At 61.1% G+C, this 19,096-nt stretch carries 17 protein-coding genes; 15 read left to right on the plus strand and 2 right to left on the minus strand.

Annotated elements, in window-relative coordinates:
- Positions 1 to 2 precede the first annotated feature (2 nt).
- Together NE852_RS28710 and fabI are read left to right on the plus strand one after the other, a co-directional pair.
- Positions 3 to 1,175, plus strand: a complete 1,173-nt coding sequence (locus tag NE852_RS28710; protein WP_008532566.1) for an acetate/propionate family kinase — start codon at positions 3 to 5, stop codon at positions 1,173 to 1,175.
- Positions 1,176 to 1,206: 31 nt separating this feature from the next.
- On the plus strand, positions 1,207 to 1,992 hold the full coding sequence (gene fabI, locus NE852_RS28715; protein ID WP_008532564.1) for an enoyl-ACP reductase FabI: 786 nt from the start codon (positions 1,207 to 1,209) through the stop codon (positions 1,990 to 1,992).
- Between the two features lie 122 nt (positions 1,993 to 2,114).
- Here the strand turns inward: fabI and NE852_RS28720 are convergent, their stop codons facing one another.
- Positions 2,115 to 4,724, minus strand: coding sequence for an AMP-binding protein (locus NE852_RS28720; RefSeq protein ID WP_258157128.1), 2,610 nt, complete (start codon positions 4,722 to 4,724; stop codon positions 2,115 to 2,117).
- Between the two features lie 253 nt (positions 4,725 to 4,977).
- Here NE852_RS28720 and NE852_RS28725 point away from each other — a divergent pair, with 253 nt between their 5' ends.
- The 13 genes from NE852_RS28725 to NE852_RS28785 all read left to right on the plus strand — a co-directional run bounded on the left by NE852_RS28725 (position 4,978) and on the right by NE852_RS28785 (position 18,284).
- Complete coding sequence (locus tag NE852_RS28725) at positions 4,978 to 5,979, plus strand: IS30 family transposase (RefSeq protein ID WP_008536871.1); 1,002 nt, start codon at positions 4,978 to 4,980, stop codon at positions 5,977 to 5,979.
- Positions 5,980 to 6,097: 118 nt separating this feature from the next.
- Positions 6,098 to 7,108 carry an IS30 family transposase gene (locus NE852_RS28730; RefSeq protein WP_008536882.1) on the plus strand — a complete coding sequence of 337 codons (1,011 nt, stop codon included), beginning with the start codon at positions 6,098 to 6,100 and terminating at the stop codon, positions 7,106 to 7,108.
- A 354-nt stretch (positions 7,109 to 7,462) separates the two neighbouring features.
- On the plus strand, positions 7,463 to 7,768 hold the full coding sequence (locus NE852_RS28735) for a hypothetical protein (protein WP_008536748.1): 306 nt from the start codon (positions 7,463 to 7,465) through the stop codon (positions 7,766 to 7,768).
- Positions 7,769 to 7,887: 119 nt separating this feature from the next.
- Positions 7,888 to 8,529: a Rieske (2Fe-2S) protein gene (locus NE852_RS28740; protein ID WP_258157129.1), complete on the plus strand. Its 642-nt coding sequence runs from the start codon at positions 7,888 to 7,890 to the stop codon at positions 8,527 to 8,529.
- Positions 8,526 to 9,374, plus strand: coding sequence for an aromatic ring-hydroxylating dioxygenase subunit alpha (locus NE852_RS28745; protein WP_037174009.1), 849 nt, complete (start codon positions 8,526 to 8,528; stop codon positions 9,372 to 9,374). The genes NE852_RS28740 and NE852_RS28745 overlap by 4 nt, the downstream gene beginning before the upstream one ends.
- Positions 9,371 to 10,030: a glutathione S-transferase family protein gene (locus tag NE852_RS28750; RefSeq protein WP_008532561.1), complete on the plus strand. Its 660-nt coding sequence runs from the start codon at positions 9,371 to 9,373 to the stop codon at positions 10,028 to 10,030. The genes NE852_RS28745 and NE852_RS28750 overlap by 4 nt, the downstream gene beginning before the upstream one ends.
- A 1-nt stretch (position 10,031) precedes the next feature.
- On the plus strand, positions 10,032 to 11,411 hold the full coding sequence (locus tag NE852_RS28755) for an amidohydrolase (protein ID WP_008532560.1): 1,380 nt from the start codon (positions 10,032 to 10,034) through the stop codon (positions 11,409 to 11,411).
- A 22-nt stretch (positions 11,412 to 11,433) separates the two neighbouring features.
- Positions 11,434 to 12,534: a BMP family ABC transporter substrate-binding protein gene (locus tag NE852_RS28760; RefSeq protein ID WP_037174007.1), complete on the plus strand. Its 1,101-nt coding sequence runs from the start codon at positions 11,434 to 11,436 to the stop codon at positions 12,532 to 12,534.
- Positions 12,535 to 12,537: 3 nt separating this feature from the next.
- Positions 12,538 to 14,058: an ABC transporter ATP-binding protein gene (locus NE852_RS28765; protein WP_008532556.1), complete on the plus strand. Its 1,521-nt coding sequence runs from the start codon at positions 12,538 to 12,540 to the stop codon at positions 14,056 to 14,058.
- Positions 14,055 to 15,155, plus strand: coding sequence for an ABC transporter permease (locus tag NE852_RS28770; RefSeq protein WP_008532555.1), 1,101 nt, complete (start codon positions 14,055 to 14,057; stop codon positions 15,153 to 15,155). The genes NE852_RS28765 and NE852_RS28770 overlap by 4 nt, the downstream gene beginning before the upstream one ends.
- Positions 15,152 to 16,066 carry an ABC transporter permease gene (locus NE852_RS28775; RefSeq protein WP_008532554.1) on the plus strand — a complete coding sequence of 305 codons (915 nt, stop codon included), beginning with the start codon at positions 15,152 to 15,154 and terminating at the stop codon, positions 16,064 to 16,066. Before NE852_RS28770 ends, NE852_RS28775 begins: the two co-directional genes overlap by 4 nt.
- 249 nt (positions 16,067 to 16,315) lie before the next feature.
- Positions 16,316 to 16,618 carry a zinc ribbon domain-containing protein YjdM gene (locus NE852_RS28780; protein WP_008532553.1) on the plus strand — a complete coding sequence of 101 codons (303 nt, stop codon included), beginning with the start codon at positions 16,316 to 16,318 and terminating at the stop codon, positions 16,616 to 16,618.
- A gap of 478 nt (positions 16,619 to 17,096) precedes the next feature.
- Positions 17,097 to 18,284, plus strand: coding sequence for a hypothetical protein (locus NE852_RS28785; RefSeq protein WP_258157130.1), 1,188 nt, complete (start codon positions 17,097 to 17,099; stop codon positions 18,282 to 18,284).
- Positions 18,285 to 18,326: 42 nt separating this feature from the next.
- Here NE852_RS28785 and NE852_RS28790 read toward each other — a convergent pair whose 3' ends face one another.
- The gene (locus NE852_RS28790) at positions 18,327 to 18,974 is read right to left on the minus strand and encodes a TetR/AcrR family transcriptional regulator (RefSeq protein ID WP_008532547.1); all 648 of its coding nucleotides are present in this window, start codon (positions 18,972 to 18,974) and stop codon (positions 18,327 to 18,329) included.
- Positions 18,975 to 19,096: the final 122 nt, after the last annotated feature.

Genomic DNA, 19,096 nt, shown 5'->3' on the forward strand with positions numbered 1-19,096 from the left:
CCATGGATACGATCCTCGTCGTCAACGCCGGCTCGTCCAGCCTGAAATTCGAAGTCTTCTCCGTGGCGGGCTCGCTTGCGCGGCAGATAAAGGGAAAGATGGAGGGCATCGGCACCGCTCCGCATCTGACCATCAAGAGCGCCGGCGGCGACCGGCTGGCGGACGAAGACTATCCGCACGAGGCCGTTCCCGATCTTCCCGCTGCCATGCGCGTGGTCGGACAATGGCTGCGGGAGAGACACCAGGGGCGACTGATCGCCGTCGGCCATCGGGTCGTCCATGGCGGCCCCGACCATATGCGCCCGGCGCGCATCGATGAAAAGCTGCTGCGGGAACTGGAACGCTATACGCCGCTCGCGCCGCTGCATCAGCCGAACAATCTTGCGCCCATCCGCGTGCTGCTCGAACACCAGCCGCAGCTCGTCCAGGTCGCCTGTTTCGATACCGCCTTCCATCGTGGTCACGATCCGATGGCCGACCACTATGCCATTCCCGCCCATTATTTCGACGAGGGCGTGCGGCGATATGGTTTTCATGGCCTGTCTTACGAATATGTCGCCGGAAAGCTGGCCGAGATCGCGCCCGACATCGGCGGCGGGCGGGTCATCGTCGCGCATCTCGGAAGCGGTGCCTCCATGTGCGCGCTCCACCAGGGAAAAAGCGTGGAGAGCACATTGGGCTTCACCGCTCTCGACGGCCTGCCGATGGGCACGCGCTGCGGCCAGATCGATCCGGGCGTGCTTCTCTATCTTCTCCAGCAGCACGGCATGAGCGCACAGGAGCTGCAGGATCTTCTTTACAAGGAGTCCGGCCTCAAGGGCCTCTCAGGCGTCAGCAACGACGTGCGCGACCTGCTGGCGAGCGAGGAGCCGGGGGCGGCACTCGCGCTCGATCATTTCGTCCATCGCATCGGCCTCAATGCCGGCACGCTGGCCGCCGCACTCGGCGGATTGGACGCTTTTGTCTTCACGGCAGGCGTCGGGGAAAACTCGCCTGTGATGCGCGAGCGGATAAGCCGGACGCTGGAATGGTTAGGCGTCAGACTCGACAGCAGGCGAAACGCCGCCGGGGAGCTGTTGATTTCGAGCGACGATAGCAGGGTCGCCGTCTATGCCGTACCGACCGACGAGGAATTGATGATCGCGCGGCACACATACGCATTGATTGCCGCGTGACGGGCAATCTTTAGACCGAAGAGAGGGGCTGATGATGATCCCTGATGTGAAGGCCAAACTTCTGGAAGGCAAACGCGGGCTGGTGGTCGGCATCGCCAATGACCAGTCGATCGCCTGGGGCTGCGCCAGAGCCTTCCGAGCGCTCGGCGCCGAGCTCGCGGTGACCTATCTCAACGACAGGGCCAAGCCCCATGTCGAGCCGCTGGCCGACGTCCTGGAAGCGCCGATCTTCATGCCTCTCGACGTATCGATGCCGGGGCAGCTGGAGTTGGTCTTCGATCGCATCGAGGAACATTGGGGCGAGCTGGATTTTGTTGTCCATTCAATCGCCTTTTCGCCCAAGGATACGCTGCAGGGCCGTGTCGTCGATGTGCCGCGCGAAGGCTTCCTGAAGACGATGGACATTTCCTGCTGGTCCTTCATCCGCATGGCGCAACTCGCCGAGCCGTTGATGAAACGCGGCGGCACTCTCTTCACCATGACCTATTACGGCAGCCAGATGGTGGTGAAGAACTACAACGTTATGGGTGTCGCCAAGGCGGCCCTCGAAAGCGCCGTGCGTTACATCGCCGCCGAACTCGGGCCGAAGGGCATTCGGGTGCATGCCATCTCGCCCGGCCCGCTGGCGACACGGGCTGCCTCCGGCATCCCGGAATTCGACGATCTGCTCAGCAAGGCCGAGGAAAGGGCGCCGACACGCAACCTGGTGTCGATCGACGATGTCGGCATGGCGACGGCTTTTCTGGCGCATGACGCGGCGCGGTCGATGACCGGCGACACGATCTATATCGACGGCGGCTACCACATCATGGATTAGGCGGCGATGTGCGCCGCCACACCTGATCGGCTGAAAAGCATTGGCCGGTCACGCGCTTGGCTGAATTGCCGTCCCGCCGACGGCCGCCTCCGTCATCACCGCATGCCGATCGCTTCCCAACATCAATTTGAGCCGATCGGCAGCGCTAACTCCAGCCGGCGTTCAAGCGCGTGTCTTCCGAGCAGATTGCGAAATCCCGCCAGCGCGTGGTTGGCGGCGATACCGGCCACGACACCGCCCGCGATCGCCACGAGATGAAAGGCGGCGGCAGGAAGAATGCCCGCCGCAGGCGCCATCAGCAATTCCGGGACGAAGCGGTGCAACAGATAGATCGGAAAGGCTGATGTCGCAATCAACGTCACGAGACGCGCCGTCTGCGCCGGCAACCGAATGCGCGTGATATAAACAAGGGCAAGGAGCGCTGCGAAGATTGTCAGATATTTGATCGTGGTTCCGATCCAGATGGCCTCCCAGAAGGCGAGGTAGCCGAGGACCAGTGCAGCCGACGCCATCAAAACCAGCCGCTTTGCCGGCCCGTCGGCAAAGCCCGCGCACCAGCCGAAAACGCAGAGATGAAAGACCCAATAGGTCGCGAAGATCTGTCGCCCGCCGATTTCGATGAAATGCGGCAGCGAAAGGCGCGCCGCGACGGCAAGAGCCAACAGACCCAGCGCGAAGGTGAAAGGCCGCGCCAGCGCCAGCCTGCGTGCGGCCGGCAGGGCGAAGATGAGCGCGAAGGCGAGAAGAATTTGCGCATAGGCTTCGATGAACCAGTAGAGATAGGGGATCATCTCGTGGCGCTCCGGCTCGGCATAGCCGAAATTGCCTGTAAGCGTGACCGAAGCCCACGGAACCGCCTGCCAGGCGACGCCATAGGCGGCGACGATCAGGAAATAGGGGATCAGGACATTGATGGCCGGTCTCAGCGCCAGGCCAAGGCGGCCGGCGAACAAATGGCCCGATTGAAAGCGAGCCAGGCTAAAGCCGACCAGCAGCATCATTACGCCGGAACCGCCGGGAATGGGCCAGAACGTCTCGTGCTGGATCACCACCAACAGGATTGCGACGGCTCTCAGCACCAGGTCGACCGGTACCCCGCTTGCCCCGTCGCGCTTCGCCGGAAACGCCGCCGGCTGGCGCGTGCCAAGCTCGGCGATCGTCATGCGTTCCCAGCCGTCGGGAACAGCAACGCCAAGATGTTCGAGCTCGATCACCAACTGCAGGAAACGCAGCAGATCTCCGCCGAGCGAGATGAAACTGTCCCTGCGGCTGACGGCGAGGGGATAGAATACGCGGGCATAGGCATCCAGCACCGTGCCCGACGCCACGCGGGGTTTTGCCCGCCTTTTCCGCGTCTCCTCCTTAAGACCGGCGTAATCGATCTTGCCGGAAGCAAGCCTTGGAAGACGCGCGCGCGCCGTCGCGGAAATCAGATTGGCCGGAAGACCGCTTGCCTCAGCAAGGATCGCCTGCGCGCGCTTCAAAGAGCCTGCGTCGACCACATAAACCTGCAGCCCCGCATCGTCACCGAGAACCGCCGCCGCAATTCCCTCGCGCAGCAGCGCCTGTTCCATGACGTCGAAGCCGATCCTGAGGCCGGCGATCTTGGCAAAGCGGCTCTTTCGCCCGACGATGCGGAAGAAGCCCTGTTCATCCCGCACGGCAATGTCGCCGGTGCTCAGCGCTTCGATCTCGGCGCCGCGGGCAAGATCGCTGCGCTCGATTCCATAGCCCATCATCACGTTCGGGCCCCGGTAGATGAGTTCTCCGGAGATGCCTGATTGGGTAATCGGCCTGCCCTCGTCATCGGCGAGGGTGAGGCTGCCCCCCGGTATTGATAGGCCGATGCGCTGCTCGTCGTCGGACAGGCTTTCCGGTGGAACGAAGGCGATGCGCGCCGTCGCCTCGGTCTGGCCGTACATGACGAAGAAGCGGCCGCCTTTCGCACGCATATGGTCCCGGTAAAGGCGGATTAGATCAGAGTCGAGCTTGCCGCCCGCGACCGTCATGAGACGCAGCGCCCTGGTATGAGAGGTACGGAAATTCGATCTTTCCAGGAGTTCATAGGAATAGGGCACGCCGGAAAGATTTGTGCAGCCGCTCTCATCGATGATGCTGATGAAATCGCCGTCCGTCACCGAGGTGCCGGGAAAGAAAATACTGCCGCCGGCAATGAGATGGGAGTTGAGCACCGACAGCCCATAGGAATAGTGGAGAGGCAGGACCAAGGCGGCGCGATCGGTGGACGAGAGTTCGAGATAGGCCGCGATCGAACGTGAATTGGCGTCGAGATTGGCGTGGGAAAGGCGCACTGCCTTGGCAGCGCCCGAACTGCCCGATGTCATGAGCAGCAGCGCGAGATCGGGATGGATCGCCTCTCTGTCCTTTCCGGGCCGGCTTTCTTCGATCAGACGCCAGCGTCCATCGGCGCGACGGAAGGTGAAATCCGGTTGAAAGGCGTCGATAAAATCATCCCAAATCCTCTCGTCGCAGGGCGGCAGCATGGCGACCGCGTGTCCGGAGCGCAGTGCCGCGAGGTAGGCGACGATGGCATGCTCCGAGGCTTCCGCAGCGATAGCCACGAGCCGCTTTTCCCCGTGACCCAACCGGTTTGCGAAGCGTCGCATCTGCTCGTCGAGCTCCGCATAGGAAAGGCTCCGCCCGCTGCCGAAAAGAAGCGCCGGGCGATCCCCGGTGCGAGCGAATTCGGAAACAATGTCGGTCAGATGCATGGTCACGCGCGTCGGATGATGGCTCGAAATCCAAGCGCCTATATTCCTTGAGTATTATAGTCAACTATCCGGCGGCCCGTCGGCGGCAATTGCGGCGTTTGGGCGTGAATATCTGGCGAAATATTGCACAAAAAGGTATGGGCTGCGATGTTCCATAAGCTATCTTATGCGATTTCCTTTTGTAGCGGGGTACATTCTATTTCCAAGTGCGACATGCCAGAAAAAACAATGGCTTCCCCTTGGAGATTTTGGAATGTCCCGATGCTATTTGCAACTGACCCTCGCCGATCGCCGTCGGCTGCACCAGCTTGTCGAACGCAAGGTGCCGGTCAATGAGATGGCCCGCCAGCTCGGCCGGCACCGCTCAACGATCTATCGCGAGATCAGGCGCAATACATTCCATGATCGCGAGCTTCCCGAATATAGCGGCTACTTCTCGACGGTTGCCAACGACATCGCCAAGGACCGGCGGCAGCGCCTGCGGAAGCTCAGACGGCATCCGCAATTGCGCGACCTGATCGTCGACAGATTGCAGGCCTCCTGGTCGCCCGAGCAGATCGCCGGCCGTCTATGGGCGGACGGCCTCAGCCTCGTTAGGATTTGCGCCGAGACGATCTATCGCTTCGTCTATTCCAAGGAGGACTATGGGTTGGGCCTCTATCGTTACCTGCCCGAGGCACGTCGCAAACGCCGTCCCCGCGGCTCCAGGAAACCACGCGACAGCGTGTTTCCTGAGGCATGCAAGATATCGCAACGACCTGATTTTATTGACGATCGATCGCAATTCGGTCATTGGGAGGGTGACCTGCTGATCTTCCGACGTGATATGGGTCCCGCCAACGTCACCTCACTGGTCGAGCGCAAAAGCCGCTATACCGTCATGATCAAGAACCAGAGCCGGCACTCGCGACCGATCATGGACAAGATCATCAAAGCATTCTCTCCCTTGCCGGCATTCGCACGCCAGAGCTTCACCTTCGACCGCGGCACGGAGTTTGCCGGATTCAGGGCTTTGGAAGATGGCATCGGCGCACGCAGCTGGTTCTGCGATCCCAGCGCACCGTGGCAGAAAGGCGCGGTGGAAAACACCAACAAACGTATCCGCCGCTTCATGCCAGGCGAGACGGACCTGACGGCCATCTCGCAGCAGGACCTGATTCAGCTCGCTCGCCAGCTCAACGATCAGCCTCGCAAGTGCCTCGGCTATCGAACGCCAGCCGAAGTCTTCCTCACACATTTGCAAGACGGGGCCTGATCCCCTACCCTTAAAAACGGCATGATGCGCTTGGGTTAGATTCTCCACGGGGTGGGTTCAAGGATGAAGTGCGACTTGCGAATGATACCAATGGGTTATCACTCGCAAGGAAGATGCAATGAAACGGACCTACTCCCATATTGATCTGGATGAACGACGCAAGATCGCCCGGTGGCGAATGACTGGCCTGAGCGTTGAGAGTATTGCCGAGAAGCTCGGCCGGCATCGTTCGACGATCTTTCGGGAGATCAAACGCAACACGTTTATCGACAACGATGTTCCGGATCTCAACGGCTACTACTGCGTCACAGCGCATGATATCGCTTGTGACCGGCGTACGAAGCTGCGGAAGCTGGCGCGCTTCTCTGACGTCAGACAATCTGTCATCGACCGGATCGTACACGGCTGGTCGCCACAGCAGATTGCAGGACGCATGCGCCTGGAACGCCATCCGATCTCTGTCAGCCACGAGACGATCTACAAGTTCGCATATTCGCCCGACGGGCACGCCATCAAGCTGTGGCGGCACCTACCGGAGCATCGTGCGCGACGCCGACCACGACATGCCAGACGCAAGCATGGTCAACGGTTTAGCCCGGAACTCAACATCTTGCGGCGCCCCGATGTCGTTGCCGAGCGCAAGCAGTTTGGGCATTGGGAATGCGACCTGATCCAGTTTCGGAAAAAGTTCGGCAAGGCCAATGTGACGTCGCTGGTCGAACGAGTCAGCCGCTTCGCGATCTTCCTGCGCAACAATGACCGTCAGTCCCGTCCTGTCATGGACGGCCTTGTTCAAGCACTGCAGGCCCTGCCCCACCTTGCTCGCCGTTCCATCACCTTCGACCGGGGGACGGAGTTCACTGACTGGCCGTATCTGCAAGCCAGCATCGGCGCCCAAACCTGGTTTTGTGATCCGCAATCGCCCTGGCAAAAAGGCACCGTCGAGAACACCAATGGCCGGGTCCGGAAATGGCTTTCGAGAGAGGTCGATCCACTGTCCGTGACCGACGCCGACCTGATCGACGTCTGCAATCGGCTCAATGATACGCCACGCAAATGTCTTGGCTATCGAACGCCCGCAGAGGTCTTCCGCAAGAAACTGCTCGCCCAGATGCGGTATGCAGGTTAGCTTGACCAAGCCCGCAAGTCGCGGTTCAGCATGAACTCACACCCGCAAGTCGCGGTTCAGCATGAACTCACACGGCTATTTAGTAATGCGACAGTTGGGCCAGTTAGAGATGCGACAGTCTCGCCTCTCGACGTGCTGGTCAATGCCAACGTTGGGAGCAAGGATGACGACCTTCAGCCTGGTCGAGACCATGAGCGGTCGGAGTCGTCATGTCCTGTTTGATCACCATGTCGCAGAAAGAATTGCATCGCCTCGAAGTCATTCAGAAGATCCCGGACCTCTCGCCCCTCAAGCCCCTTTCACGACGGCATCGAAGCGCTATGCTGTCATCATAGGAAGTACGAGAGAATTTAGATGACACTGTCACGGCAGAGCGAGTTACGCGAACGGCTCACCATTCTCGGCGACGTCAATTCCGCCTCGTTCGTTCCGTGGATCCGCCGCCATGCGGACAAGCTCGGCCTTTCGCAGGATTTCTTTCATGTCGACGCCAAGCGAATCGAGCTCGAGGTCGTAGGGCCTGTGGAGCTGATCGACATGCTCGAAGTGGGATGTTTACTCGGCCCGATCGATGTCTGGGTAGACGAGATTCAGCGCAGGATTGTAGATGCCGCCGATACACGGTGCGACACAGCATCTGACATGATGCCGTTTATTTAATCCGTCGTTGCCAATGCGAGTTTTTTATGCAAGCCTCTGAAGCTAGAATTGCATTTCGCACGGGGCCTGCACAAAGCCAGCAGTGCTAGTCCATTGGTAAGATTGAGGAAATAAAGGCCATGCCCTCCGATACGGCCGGCTCCTGGATGCCTGTCGCGCTTTCTGACGACCTGCCATCGGCAACCGTCCTACCGGCCTCGATCCCGGCACGATCGATTGCTCTCTGGCGCAGTCAATCCGGGTGCGTCTCGGCCGCGTCGGACCGCTGCCCACATCGCGGCATGCGGTTGTCTCAGGGCTTCGTGCGGGGCGAGGCGCTCTCCTGTATTTATCACGGCTGGAGCTATTCTTCGGCGGGAGAATGCGTGCGTATCCCGGCTCATCCCGGTCTCGTGCCGCCGGAAACGATTCGGGTAGCGGTCCACAGGGTCGAAGAATCGGACGGCATCGTCTGGGTGGCAGTCGGCGAACCGGCCATGCCGCCGCCACGCCTTGGCCATCTCTCTCCAATACGCTCGCTGACGATCGATGCCGAGATCGAAGCAATCGAGGCGGCAGCCGGCGGAAAAGCCGGTGCCGACGGGCTGATCCAGCTCGTTGATTATTCGTGGATCCGACTGCTGCCGATGGCGCAGAGTGGGTCCACGCTCATTCACGTCTTGGTCGAACGGGATCGCAATGTCGGAGATCGGGTTACGGCATCCCGCACCGCCGAAGCCGTGCGCCGCCGGGCGGAGACACGCCGGAAGGATGCCGCATGAGAGAAGCCGGCGCGATGCTCGATGAATGGTATCCGGTCGGCCTGCTCAGCCAACTCATCGAGGCAGGAAGCAAGACCGCTTTGATGGGCGAGCCGATCGAGGTGGTCCGCACGCCTGACGGTGCTGCGCGGGTCATATCGGGCAATGGAAATTCCATGCCTGTTCGCATCCGCTATGGTCATGTCTGGTCTTCTCTCGGCACTCCCGCCAGGGAGCTGTTTGCTATCCCCGAAGCGGATCAGCCCGGCCGACGCTTCGTCGACGTCGGCGTCGTGCGGGTGCGCTGCTCGCCTCTGCGGGCAGTCGAGAACTTCCTTGACGTCGCGCATTTTCCCTTCGTCCACACGGACATACTCGGGGCCGAACCGCATACGGAGGTCGAAAACTATAAAGTCGAGATCCGTGAGGAAGAGGATGAAGTCTGGGCGACGCAGGTAAAGTTCTACCAGCCGCAGGCCGCAAAGTCCGCGACCGGCGGAATCACAACCGAATATATGTACCGCGTTCCGGCCCCGACCTGCTCGGTGCTTTACAAGACCTGCCCGCCTCGTCCGGAGGAATGGGATGTCATTACCCTGTTCGTCCAGCCGCTTGCGGAAGACCTTTGCGACGTGTGGCCGTGGATGGCCCTCTTCGACGATGTGACGCCAATGACAGACCTCATCCATTTTCAGCAGATGATTTTCCTGCAGGATCGGTCGATCCTCGAAAACCAGATCCCAGCCCTTCTGCCGCTCGATCCAGGGATGGAAATTCCGACCAGGGCCGACCTGACATCGATCGCTTACCGGCGCTGGCTGAAGCGCCGCAATTATCTCTATGGCGCACAGCTGGTCGCCCAATGAAGCTCTACGACTACATCCTATCACCGAGCTGTTACAAGATCCGCCTGATGGCCGCGCTCCTCGGCATCAAGCTGGATATCCGCCCGGTCGATTTCCATCCCGGGATGGAGCATCGCGGTCCCGAGCTTCTGGCCCTCAATCCGGCGGGGTCCATCCCGATCCTCGTGGATGGTGATCTCGTGCTGACCGAATCCTCGGCCATGCTCGCCTATCTTGCCGCCCGAAGCGGCCCCGACTGGCTGGGCTGCGACGGCCCGCAAGAGACGGCGCGCACGCAACAATGGCTCTCGTTTTCGCATCGGCTGACGACAAATCTCGGTGGAGCGCGACTGCATCAGATGCTTCTGCGCCCGGGCAATATCGAGGCGCTGCGGGCGCAAGGGGTCGCAGCACTGCGCGAACTGGAGGCCAGGCTTTTTGAACAGCGGCTCCGCGACATGCGGTTCCTGACATCAGATCGTGCGGTGATCGCCGACATAGCCTGTTTCCCCTATGTGGCACTGGCGCCCGATGGCGGGATCTCGCTCGATCCCTATCCGAACATCCGGCTCTGGATGCGCGCCATCCGCAGCCTTGAAGGTTTTATCGAAATGCCCGGCATCCACCGACTGCACGAGTTGAAGCCCGACCCCCATCCCGTCAAAGAGGAGAAGTGAGATGGCGGGCTACCTGCTGAAGAACTGCGCCGCCATTATCGTCGACGAAGGCAACGGGCCGGCGGTACGCCGGAACGCAGATCTGCTGACCAGCGGTCCGTCGATCCAGGCGATCGGCACGAACCTTTCGCAAGAGGCCCTGCCTCGCGACACGATCATTCAGGATGCATCCGGCTGGTTTGTCTACCCGGGTCTCGTCAACACCCATCACCACTTCTTCCAGTGCTTCGTACGCAATCGGGCCGATCTCGACTGGACGAAGCTCTCCGTCATCGAATGGCTCGACCGGATCTATCCGATCTTCTCACGGCTGAACGAGGATTGCTTCTATCATTCGTCGGTCACGGCCATGGCGGAGATGATCAAGCACGGCTGTACGACAGCCTTCGACCACCAATATTGTTTTCCCCGGCACGCCGGAAAGCGCCTGATCGATCGCCAGTTCGAGGCAGCGGAGCTTCTCGGCATGCGCTTCCACGCCGGCCGTGGCGGCAATACGCTGCCAAAGTCCGAGGGCTCGACGATTCCGGACGCCATGCTGGAAACCACGGACGAGTTCATCGCCGATTGCGCCCGGCTGATCGACAGCTACCACGACGCCGGCGCCTTCAGCATGCGGCAGGTGGTCGTCGCTCCCTGTCAGCCTGTGAACTGCTACCGCGAAACCTTCGTCGAGTCGGTGGCGCTCGCCCGTGATCGCGGCGTCCGGCTGCACACGCATGTCGGGGAAGGCGAAAGTCCGGTCATCGAGGCGCGGCATGGGATGCGTACGGTCGACTACTGCGCCGAACTCGGCTTTGCCGGCCCCGACAGTTTTTATGCTCATTGCTGGGAACTGACACATGACGAACTGCGGAAGATGGCGGCAAGCGGCACGGGTGTCTCCCATTGCCCCGAACCCGTCTACCTGGTCGGCGCCGAAGTGACGGACATTCCCGCGATGGCGGCCTTCGGCCTGCGGATCGGCCTCGGTTGCGATGGCGCGGCTTCGAATGACAATTCCAACCTCATGCACTGCATCCACTCTGCCTATATGCTGCAGTGCCTGACGGCCTCGACACGCGCCCATCCGGTTCCAGCGCCGGTCGATTTCCTGAGCTACGGGACGACGGGTGGCGCGAGCCTGCTTGGCCGCAGCGATATAGGGCGGCTTGCTCCCGGCATGGCCGCCGACCTCTTCGCGATCGATACCAGGCGGATGGATTATGTCGGAACGCGTCACGACCCTTTGAGCCTGATTACCAAGGTCGGGATCGGCATGCCGACCGATCTCACAATGATCAACGGCCGCATCGTCTGGCAGGCTGGCGAGTTTATCGGCCTCGACGAAAGTCAGCTTTTCGCCGCCGCGGAAGCGGCGCTCGAGACAATCAAATTCTAAAACCAAAAAAAGAGGGAACTACATGTCTAACGATTTCACCCGCAGAACACTCATGAAAAGCGCGGCGGTTGCCGGCCTCGCGACTGCTTTTGCCGGCCGCTCCGCGTTCGCCGCCGACGAACCGCTCGGCATTGCCCTCGTCGTTCCCTCGCCAATCGGCGACGTCGGCTGGGGCCATGCGCTTGCCGCCGGCATCGACCCGATCAAGGCGGCCTATGGCGACAAGGTGAAGGTCACGGTCATCGAAAACATCTCTGAAGGGCCGGACGCCGACCGCATCATGAACAAGACCGTCGCCGACGGAAACCGCTTCCTGATCGCCGGCTCCTTCGGCTATCAAAATGGCGCGCTGCAGATCGCCCGTCGCAACCCGAAGGTGACCGTCCTGCATGCTTCAGGGTTCCAGGTCGCACCGAATTTCTCGCCTTTCGCCGCAAAGTACTTTCAAGGAACTTACCTGCTCGGCATGGCGGCGGCGGCCGTCTCCAAGACCGGCAAGCTCGGCTCGGTGTCGGCCTTTGCCATTCCCGAGCTGATCACCTCGGTCAACGCCTTCACGCTGGGTGCGCAGGCCGTCAGGCCGGATATCGAAGTGTCTGTCGTCTGGGTCAATTCCTGGTTCGACCCGGCCAAGGAGCAGGAAGCCGCCAAGGCGCTGATCTCGCAGGGCTGCGACGTGATCTTTTCGAATGCGCAGGACACGCCTTCGGTGATTTCGGCCTGCGAGGAAGCCGGCGTCTATGCCTTCAACCTCAACTCGTCGATGAAGAAATATGCAGAAAAGACCTATCTGGGCTGCATCGCTACCGACTGGTCACCCTTCTTCAAGGCGTCGGTCGATGCCCATCTTGCCGGCACCTTCAAAGGCGCCACTGCCTTTCTCGGTGTTGCCGACAAGGTGGTCGAAGTCGTCGATTGGAACCCGGCGATCCCAGCCGATACGATGAGCAAGATCAAGGAAATCGAGGCCAAGATTGCCGATGGCAGCTTCTCGCCGTTTACCGGTCCGATCACCAAGGCTGACGGCAGCGAAGGTGCCGCCTCGGGTGCGACGCTGACCGACGCCCAGATCGTTGCGATGGACTGGCACGTCAAGGGTGTGACGACGCCGTTGCCGAAGTAAGTCATGGTGAGCCCGCTCCTGTCGCTGCGCGGCATTTCCAAGAGCTATGGCCCGGTCGATGCCAATCAGCAGATCGATCTCGACGTCGCTGCCCGCTCCATCCATGCCATCCTCGGAGAAAACGGGGCCGGCAAATCGACCCTGATGAAGCTGATCTACGGCGTCGAGCAACCGGACAGCGGCACGGTCGCCTGGAACGGCCAAATCCTCAGCCTTGCCTCTCCAGCAGAGGCAAGGCGCGCGGGTATCGGCATGGTCTTCCAGCATTTCTCGCTTTTTGAGAGCCTGACGGTCGTCGAGAACATCCGCCTGATCGTGCCCGGCAAGAAAAGCGAGCTTTCGCAGCGCATTCGCAAGCTCGGGCATGAATTCGGCCTCGAGGTCGATCCGCTCGCCCACGTCCATTCGCTTTCGGTCGGCGAAAGGCAGCGGGTGGAGATCATTCGTTGCCTGATGACCGAGCCGAAACTGCTGATCCTCGACGAGCCGACTGCCGTGCTGCCGCCGCAGGCTGTGGAGAAGCTCTTCGATACATTGCGCCGACTGCGGGACGGCGGCGTGTCCGTCCTGTTCATCTCTCACAAGCTGGAAGAAATCCAGTCGCTGTGCGATCGCGCGACTATCCTGCGCGGCGGACGCGTCACCGGTCACGTCGATCCCCGCGAGCATGATGCCCATGAGCTTGCGCGTATGATGATCGGCCGCGACATGCCGGAACCCATGCCTGCGCTGCCTTTGGCCGAAGGCGAAAAACGACTGGAACTTGTCGGCCTCGATTACCAGGCGGATCCTTTGGCCGTGCCACTTTCGAAGGTAAGCCTGGCCGTGCGCGCCGGTGAGATCCTTGGCATTGCCGGGATCTCGGGAAATGGCCAAAGCGAACTCGCAGCGCTGATTTCCGGCGAAACCCTATTGCCGCGGGATCAGCGCGACCGGATCTTCATGATGGGCCGGGACGTCGGCACGCTCGACTGTGCCGCCCGCCGGCGATTAGGTTTCGCCTTCGTCCCGGAGGACCGGCTGGGTCGCGGTGCGGTTCCCGAAATGTCGCTCACCTATAACAGCCTGCTGACCGCCCATCCGCAGAGCCTCGTCAGGCATGGTCTGCTCGACACGGTCCGGGCGATTGCCTTCACCAATGATTGCATCCGGGACTATGACGTGCGAACGCGCGGTCCAGGGACAGAGGCCGGATCGCTTTCCGGCGGTAACCTGCAGAAGTTCATCGTCGGACGCGAAATTATGCTGGCACCGAAGCTTCTTTTCCTCGCCCAACCGACCTGGGGCGTCGACATCGGTGCTGCCGCCGCGATCCGCAGGCGGCTCATGAGCCTTCGCAATGACGGCATGGCGATCCTGGTCATTTCCGAGGAGCTCGAGGAACTGTTCGAACTCAGCGATTTCATACAGGTCCTGCACCACGGCACGTTGAGCCCGCCGCTGGTCACGCATGACACCAACCCGGAAGAGATCGGCCGATACATGATTGGATCCAAGCCGCAGCGCGAGAAAGCCACCGCATGAGCCGACCGTTCCTCGCAGCCTTCCCCACTCTTGTGCGACGCGAGCGAGCATCGCTTGCCGCCACCCTTCTGGCGCCGCCCATCGCGCTCGTCGTCACGGTCATTCTCAATCTCGGACTTTACGTCGCCATGGGGCGCGATCCGGCTGCGGTGATCTATGCGATGCTGATCGAGCCCTTCTTTTCGTGGGCGTCGTTTTCCGAAGTGCTGTTAAAGACCGGCCCGCTTCTCCTCATCGCGCAGGGGCTTGCGATCGGCTTTCGCGCCAAGGTGTTCAATATCGGTGCCGAGGGACAGTTCGTGCTCGGTGCGATTTTCGCCTCCGTTATTCCGATCTGGTGGCCAGACGCGACCGGCCAGTGGATCTGGCCGGCAATGCTGCTGCTCGGCGTGATGGGCGGCGCGCTCTGGGCATCGCTCACCGCCTTCTGGCGCGTCCGGCTCAACGCCAACGAAATTCTGGTTTCCCTGATGCTGAGCTTCGTTGCCGTGCAACTCCTCAATTATCTGCTGCTCGGCCCCTGGAAGGATCCGAACGGGTTCAATTTTCCGCAGTCGGTCATGTTTCAATATGATGCGATGGTGCCGATCCTGATCGACGGGACGCGCGTCAATGTCTCGCTCATCCTCGCCGTTCTCCTGTCGGTCGGTGCATGGGTTTTCATGCAGAAGAGCTTCATTGGGTACAAATTGCAGGTGGGCGGACTGGCGCCGCGCGCGGCGAGCTATGCCGGCTTCAGGGAAAGCTCGGCAATCTGGCTTTCGCTGCTGATCGGTGGGGCTGCTGCCGGCCTTGCCGGTGCCGCCGAAGTAGCCGGCCCGCTTGGTCAGCTGCAACGCTCGATCTCAACCGGATACGGCTATGCGGCCATCATCGTCGCCTATCTCGGCGGCCTGCACCCAATCGGCATCGTCGTCTCCGCAATCGTCATGGCGGCGCTCTATATCGGCGGAGACAACGCCATGGTCTCCGCCAATCTCCCGGTCGCGGCCGTGCGGGTTTTCCAGGGCAGCCTGCTCCTTATCTATCTGGTGGCCATCGCCTTCGCGCGCTATCGCCTTGCCTGGCGGCCTGCAGCGACGAGGAGCCCGACATGAGCGCGGTCGAGTTCGTTCTGACCGGCATGCTGGCGGCTGCGACACCGTTTCTCCTGGCAGCGCTCGGAGAGCTGATCGTCGAGCGTGCCGGCGTGCTCAATCTCGGCGTCGAGGGGTTGATGGCATTCGGCGCTGTCATCGCCTTCATCATCGTCTATCACGGCGGCGGCCATTTCCTTGCTTTTCTCGCGGCCGGCCTCGGCGGGGCGCTCTTGTCCCTGATCTTTGCGGCAATCGTCCTCGGCTTCAACGCAAACCAGGTCGCAACCGGACTTGCGATCGGCATTCTTGGACAGGGCCTGTCGGCAATGTTCGGCAAGACTTACGAGAGCCTGACGGTCAGGGCGGTGCCGAAGATTACCGTTCCCGGTCTTTCCGATATTCCCGTCATCGGCGGCCTGTTTAGCCAGGATATTGTCGTTTGGCTTTCGCTGGTCGTGACCGTCGCGATCTGGGCAATGTTTAACTACAGCAAAGTCGGACTGATCATCCGCGCCGTCGGCGAAAAGCCGGCAGCGGCGCATGCGATCGGCTATCCAGTCATTGCCATCCGTTTCGCCGCGGTGGCAATCGGCGGCATGATGGCGGGTTTTGCCGGCGCCTATGCGGCAACAATCTATACGCCGCTCTGGGCGGATGGGATGATTGCCGGCCGCGGCTGGATTGCGATTGCGCTCGTCGTCTTCGGGACCTGGCTGACCGGCCGCATCTTTCTGGGAGCGTGTCTGTTCGGTGCAGTATCGCTGATGGGGCTTGCTGCGCAGGCAACCGGGCTCAACGTTCCCTCACAACTGCTCGCCTGCCTGCCCTATCTGGTGACAATCATCGTGCTCGGCTTCATTTCGGCGGATCGCCGCCTGCTCAAGCTCAACGGCGTCGCCGCGCTGGGCGAGCCGTTCGAGCGAGCTTGACGACAACCGGGCTGGGCCGATGGCGCTTGAGAACAGTGTGACCGGCAAATGCATTTTTGCCTGGCTTCATGCAGCACGACAAGCGCGGTTTAGGATGGCGCATTCTGTTTCAAAGGGCGACATACCAGTCGCTATCGGCGCTGAAGGAGCGCCGCCCGAGTTGCCATAGACGAACGTCTGCGATAAGCGCCTGTGCACGCCGCTCCCGCGCGGGAGGCGGCGAAGGACTTTTAAGGAACCGAGACGAGCATGGCCGCTGACAACGACGAATACATCTATGACGAAGTGACAGGCGAATGGCGTCCGGCTTCGGAGGTGGCAGCATCCGCCGCCAATGAGGCGGTCGTTCGGGACGCGAGCGGCAATGTTCTGGCCGATGGTGACTCCGTCACCGTCATCAAGGATTTGAAGGTCAAGGGAGCCGGCCAGACGCTGAAACAGGGCACCGTTATCAGGTCGATCCGCCTCACCGATAATCCCGAGGAGATCGATTGCCGTCATGATGGAATCAAGGGTCTCGTTCTGCGCACCGAGTTCGTGCGCAAACGCTAATTCGAGTTCTGAGCGCCGGTTCAGCGGAAGCGGCTGACTTCCGTGGCCGGCTTGCGGCGACTGATGAATTCACGCCTGTGATGGACAGCATAGACGGGCCTGCGACGGTTTTCGCGGGTCATCGTCGCCGTCGCCGAAACCTCGTTAACTCCGCTTAAACCACATCGATGGGGAAGAGCCTGCCTCTGCGGCCGGGTGCGGCGCAAACAGCTGCGAGGCGATTGATTCCGTTCCGGAAATCTATATGCAAAAGGTTGCAAGATTCGCGGAGATATACGAATGAGACGCCACCCTCCCCGCGGCTGCATGACGACACGTCTTCGGCTCCAGCGTTCGGCTCTCAATCTCGTCGCCCAGAATTAAGCCAGCAGGATGACACCGCAGCACGAGGGCCTCGTGTTCGTGTCGTCCCGCAGCCTCTTCCATCCGGAGCAAAGAAACCTGCTTCGCGCATCCATTTCTCCACAAGGACCTTTCGATGAAACATAGACGCGATCTCCATCTGCTGGCGGCAAGTGCCGCCTTCCTGACGCTTGCCGGTCCGGCGCTTGCCCTTGATGGCGCCGACATGATGAAGAAGCTCGCTGCGGCCACGGGCGTCGGCGGCACCGTCATCACCTTCGAGAAGGCCGACGTCGAAGGCGACACGGTCACGGCATCGGGCGTCGAGGTCGGACTTGCGACCCTGCCCGGCGACAAGCTGAAGATCGGCGACATCACCTTCGAGGGCGTGAAGGAAACCGAAGGCGGCGGCTACTACGCCAAGTCGGTCGCCTTCCCCGACGTCGACATGAAGCAGGAAGAAGGCCATTTCTCCGCGAGAGATATTCTGGTCCAGGGTCTCACCATCCCCGCCAATGCAGCCGGCACGACGCTTGACGATATCCTGCTCTATGAAATCGTCCGCACCGGCCCGATCGTCTTCAACCTCAAGGGCAAGGACGTTTTCTCGATCGAAAGCACCGAGTCCGATCTCGGCCGCGAGGATAATGGTTTCACCTACGACGCCAATGTCACCGGCCTCAAGATCGACCTGTCGCAGGTCGACGACGCCTCTGCGAAAGACGCGATCGACAAGCTCGGGCTGACGACGCTCGATGGCGCCTTGACGATGAAGGGCAGCTGGGAAGTCGAAAGCGGCAAGGTCGCGGTCGATGAATATGCCATCGACTTCAAGAATGTCGGCCGGCTGAACCTCTCGCTCGACTTTTCCGGTTACACGCTGAATTTCATGAAGTCGCTGCAGGAAGCGGTGAAGACCACCGAAGCCAACCCGAACAAGGAAGAGGCAAACCAGGCAATGAGCCTCGCCATGCTGGGCATGATGCAGCAGCTGACGTTCAACAGCGCCGAATTGCGCTTCGACGATGCATCGATCACCAAGAAGGCTCTCGACTATGCCGGCTCGCAGCAGAGCGTCAGCGGCGACCAGCTCGCGCAATCGCTGAAGGGTCTCGTGCCTGTCATGCTGGCGCAGCTCAACCTGCCGGAACTGCAGAACCAGATCTCGGCCGCCGTCAACACCTATCTCGACGACCCGAAGAGCCTGACGATCAGCGCCGCCCCGGAAAAGCCGGTGCCCTTCCCGATGATCATGGGCGCAGCCATGGGTGCGCCGAACACCATCCCCACCGTGCTCGGCGTCAAGGTGACGGCGAACGACTGACGAGATGGGAAGCCGAAAATAGAGGGGGCGTACTCCGCCTCCTCAAGCGGCGCCGACGCCGGCGGCGAAGATGGCGATGCAGCGGCGAAGGTGGGCAAGCAGTTGGCCCCGGTTGGCCCAGGCCTGCGCGCGTCCTTCCGGTGGGCCCATGCCCCCGAGAACCATGTCCATCAGCATGCGGGCGCCGCTCGCCGGGTCGTCAAGCGACAGCCGGCCTTCCTCCCGCCGTTCGTTCAGCCAGTCGGCAAGCTCCTGCCGGCTGGCAAGCATGCCTTCGCGCTGCAGGATATCGATAAGCTCGGGAAACTGCGCCGCTTCGCGAAAGACGAGCTGCAGGAAACCGGCGCGATCGGCATCCATGTCCTCGTCCATGTCGATCATGAAGATCCGCTCGAGGCTTTCAGCGATCGGGATATCTTCGGCCGGTCTCGGCAGGTCGAGCATCAGGCGCCGGTGCGCGCCGACCACGGCGGCAAACAGCTCTTCCTTGCTCTGAAACAGCTTGTAGAGCGTCTGCTTGGAAACGCCCGCCTCGGAGGCAACGACCGCAGTCGTGCTTCCGGCATAGCCGTATCTTACGAAAACGCGGCCGGCGACCTCGACGATATGCGCCCGCTTGTCCTCGTCGCTGGAGACTTTGGGCCGGCCTCTTTTGCGCGGCTCATCTGCAGGCTCGTCGATAACATCCATGATGGTCTAGGCCGCTCCGCCGAAGCGCATGCCGCCCATCTGAGAACGCAGACTACGATTTCTGATGGACGCTCTCTTCGGTTGTGGCATTAGCAATTTCGATTTACAGAACTCATCAGTTC

The sequence above is a fragment of the Rhizobium sp. Pop5 genome (genome assembly GCF_024721175.1).
In the GTDB taxonomy this organism is placed as follows: Bacteria; Pseudomonadota; Alphaproteobacteria; order Rhizobiales; family Rhizobiaceae; genus Rhizobium.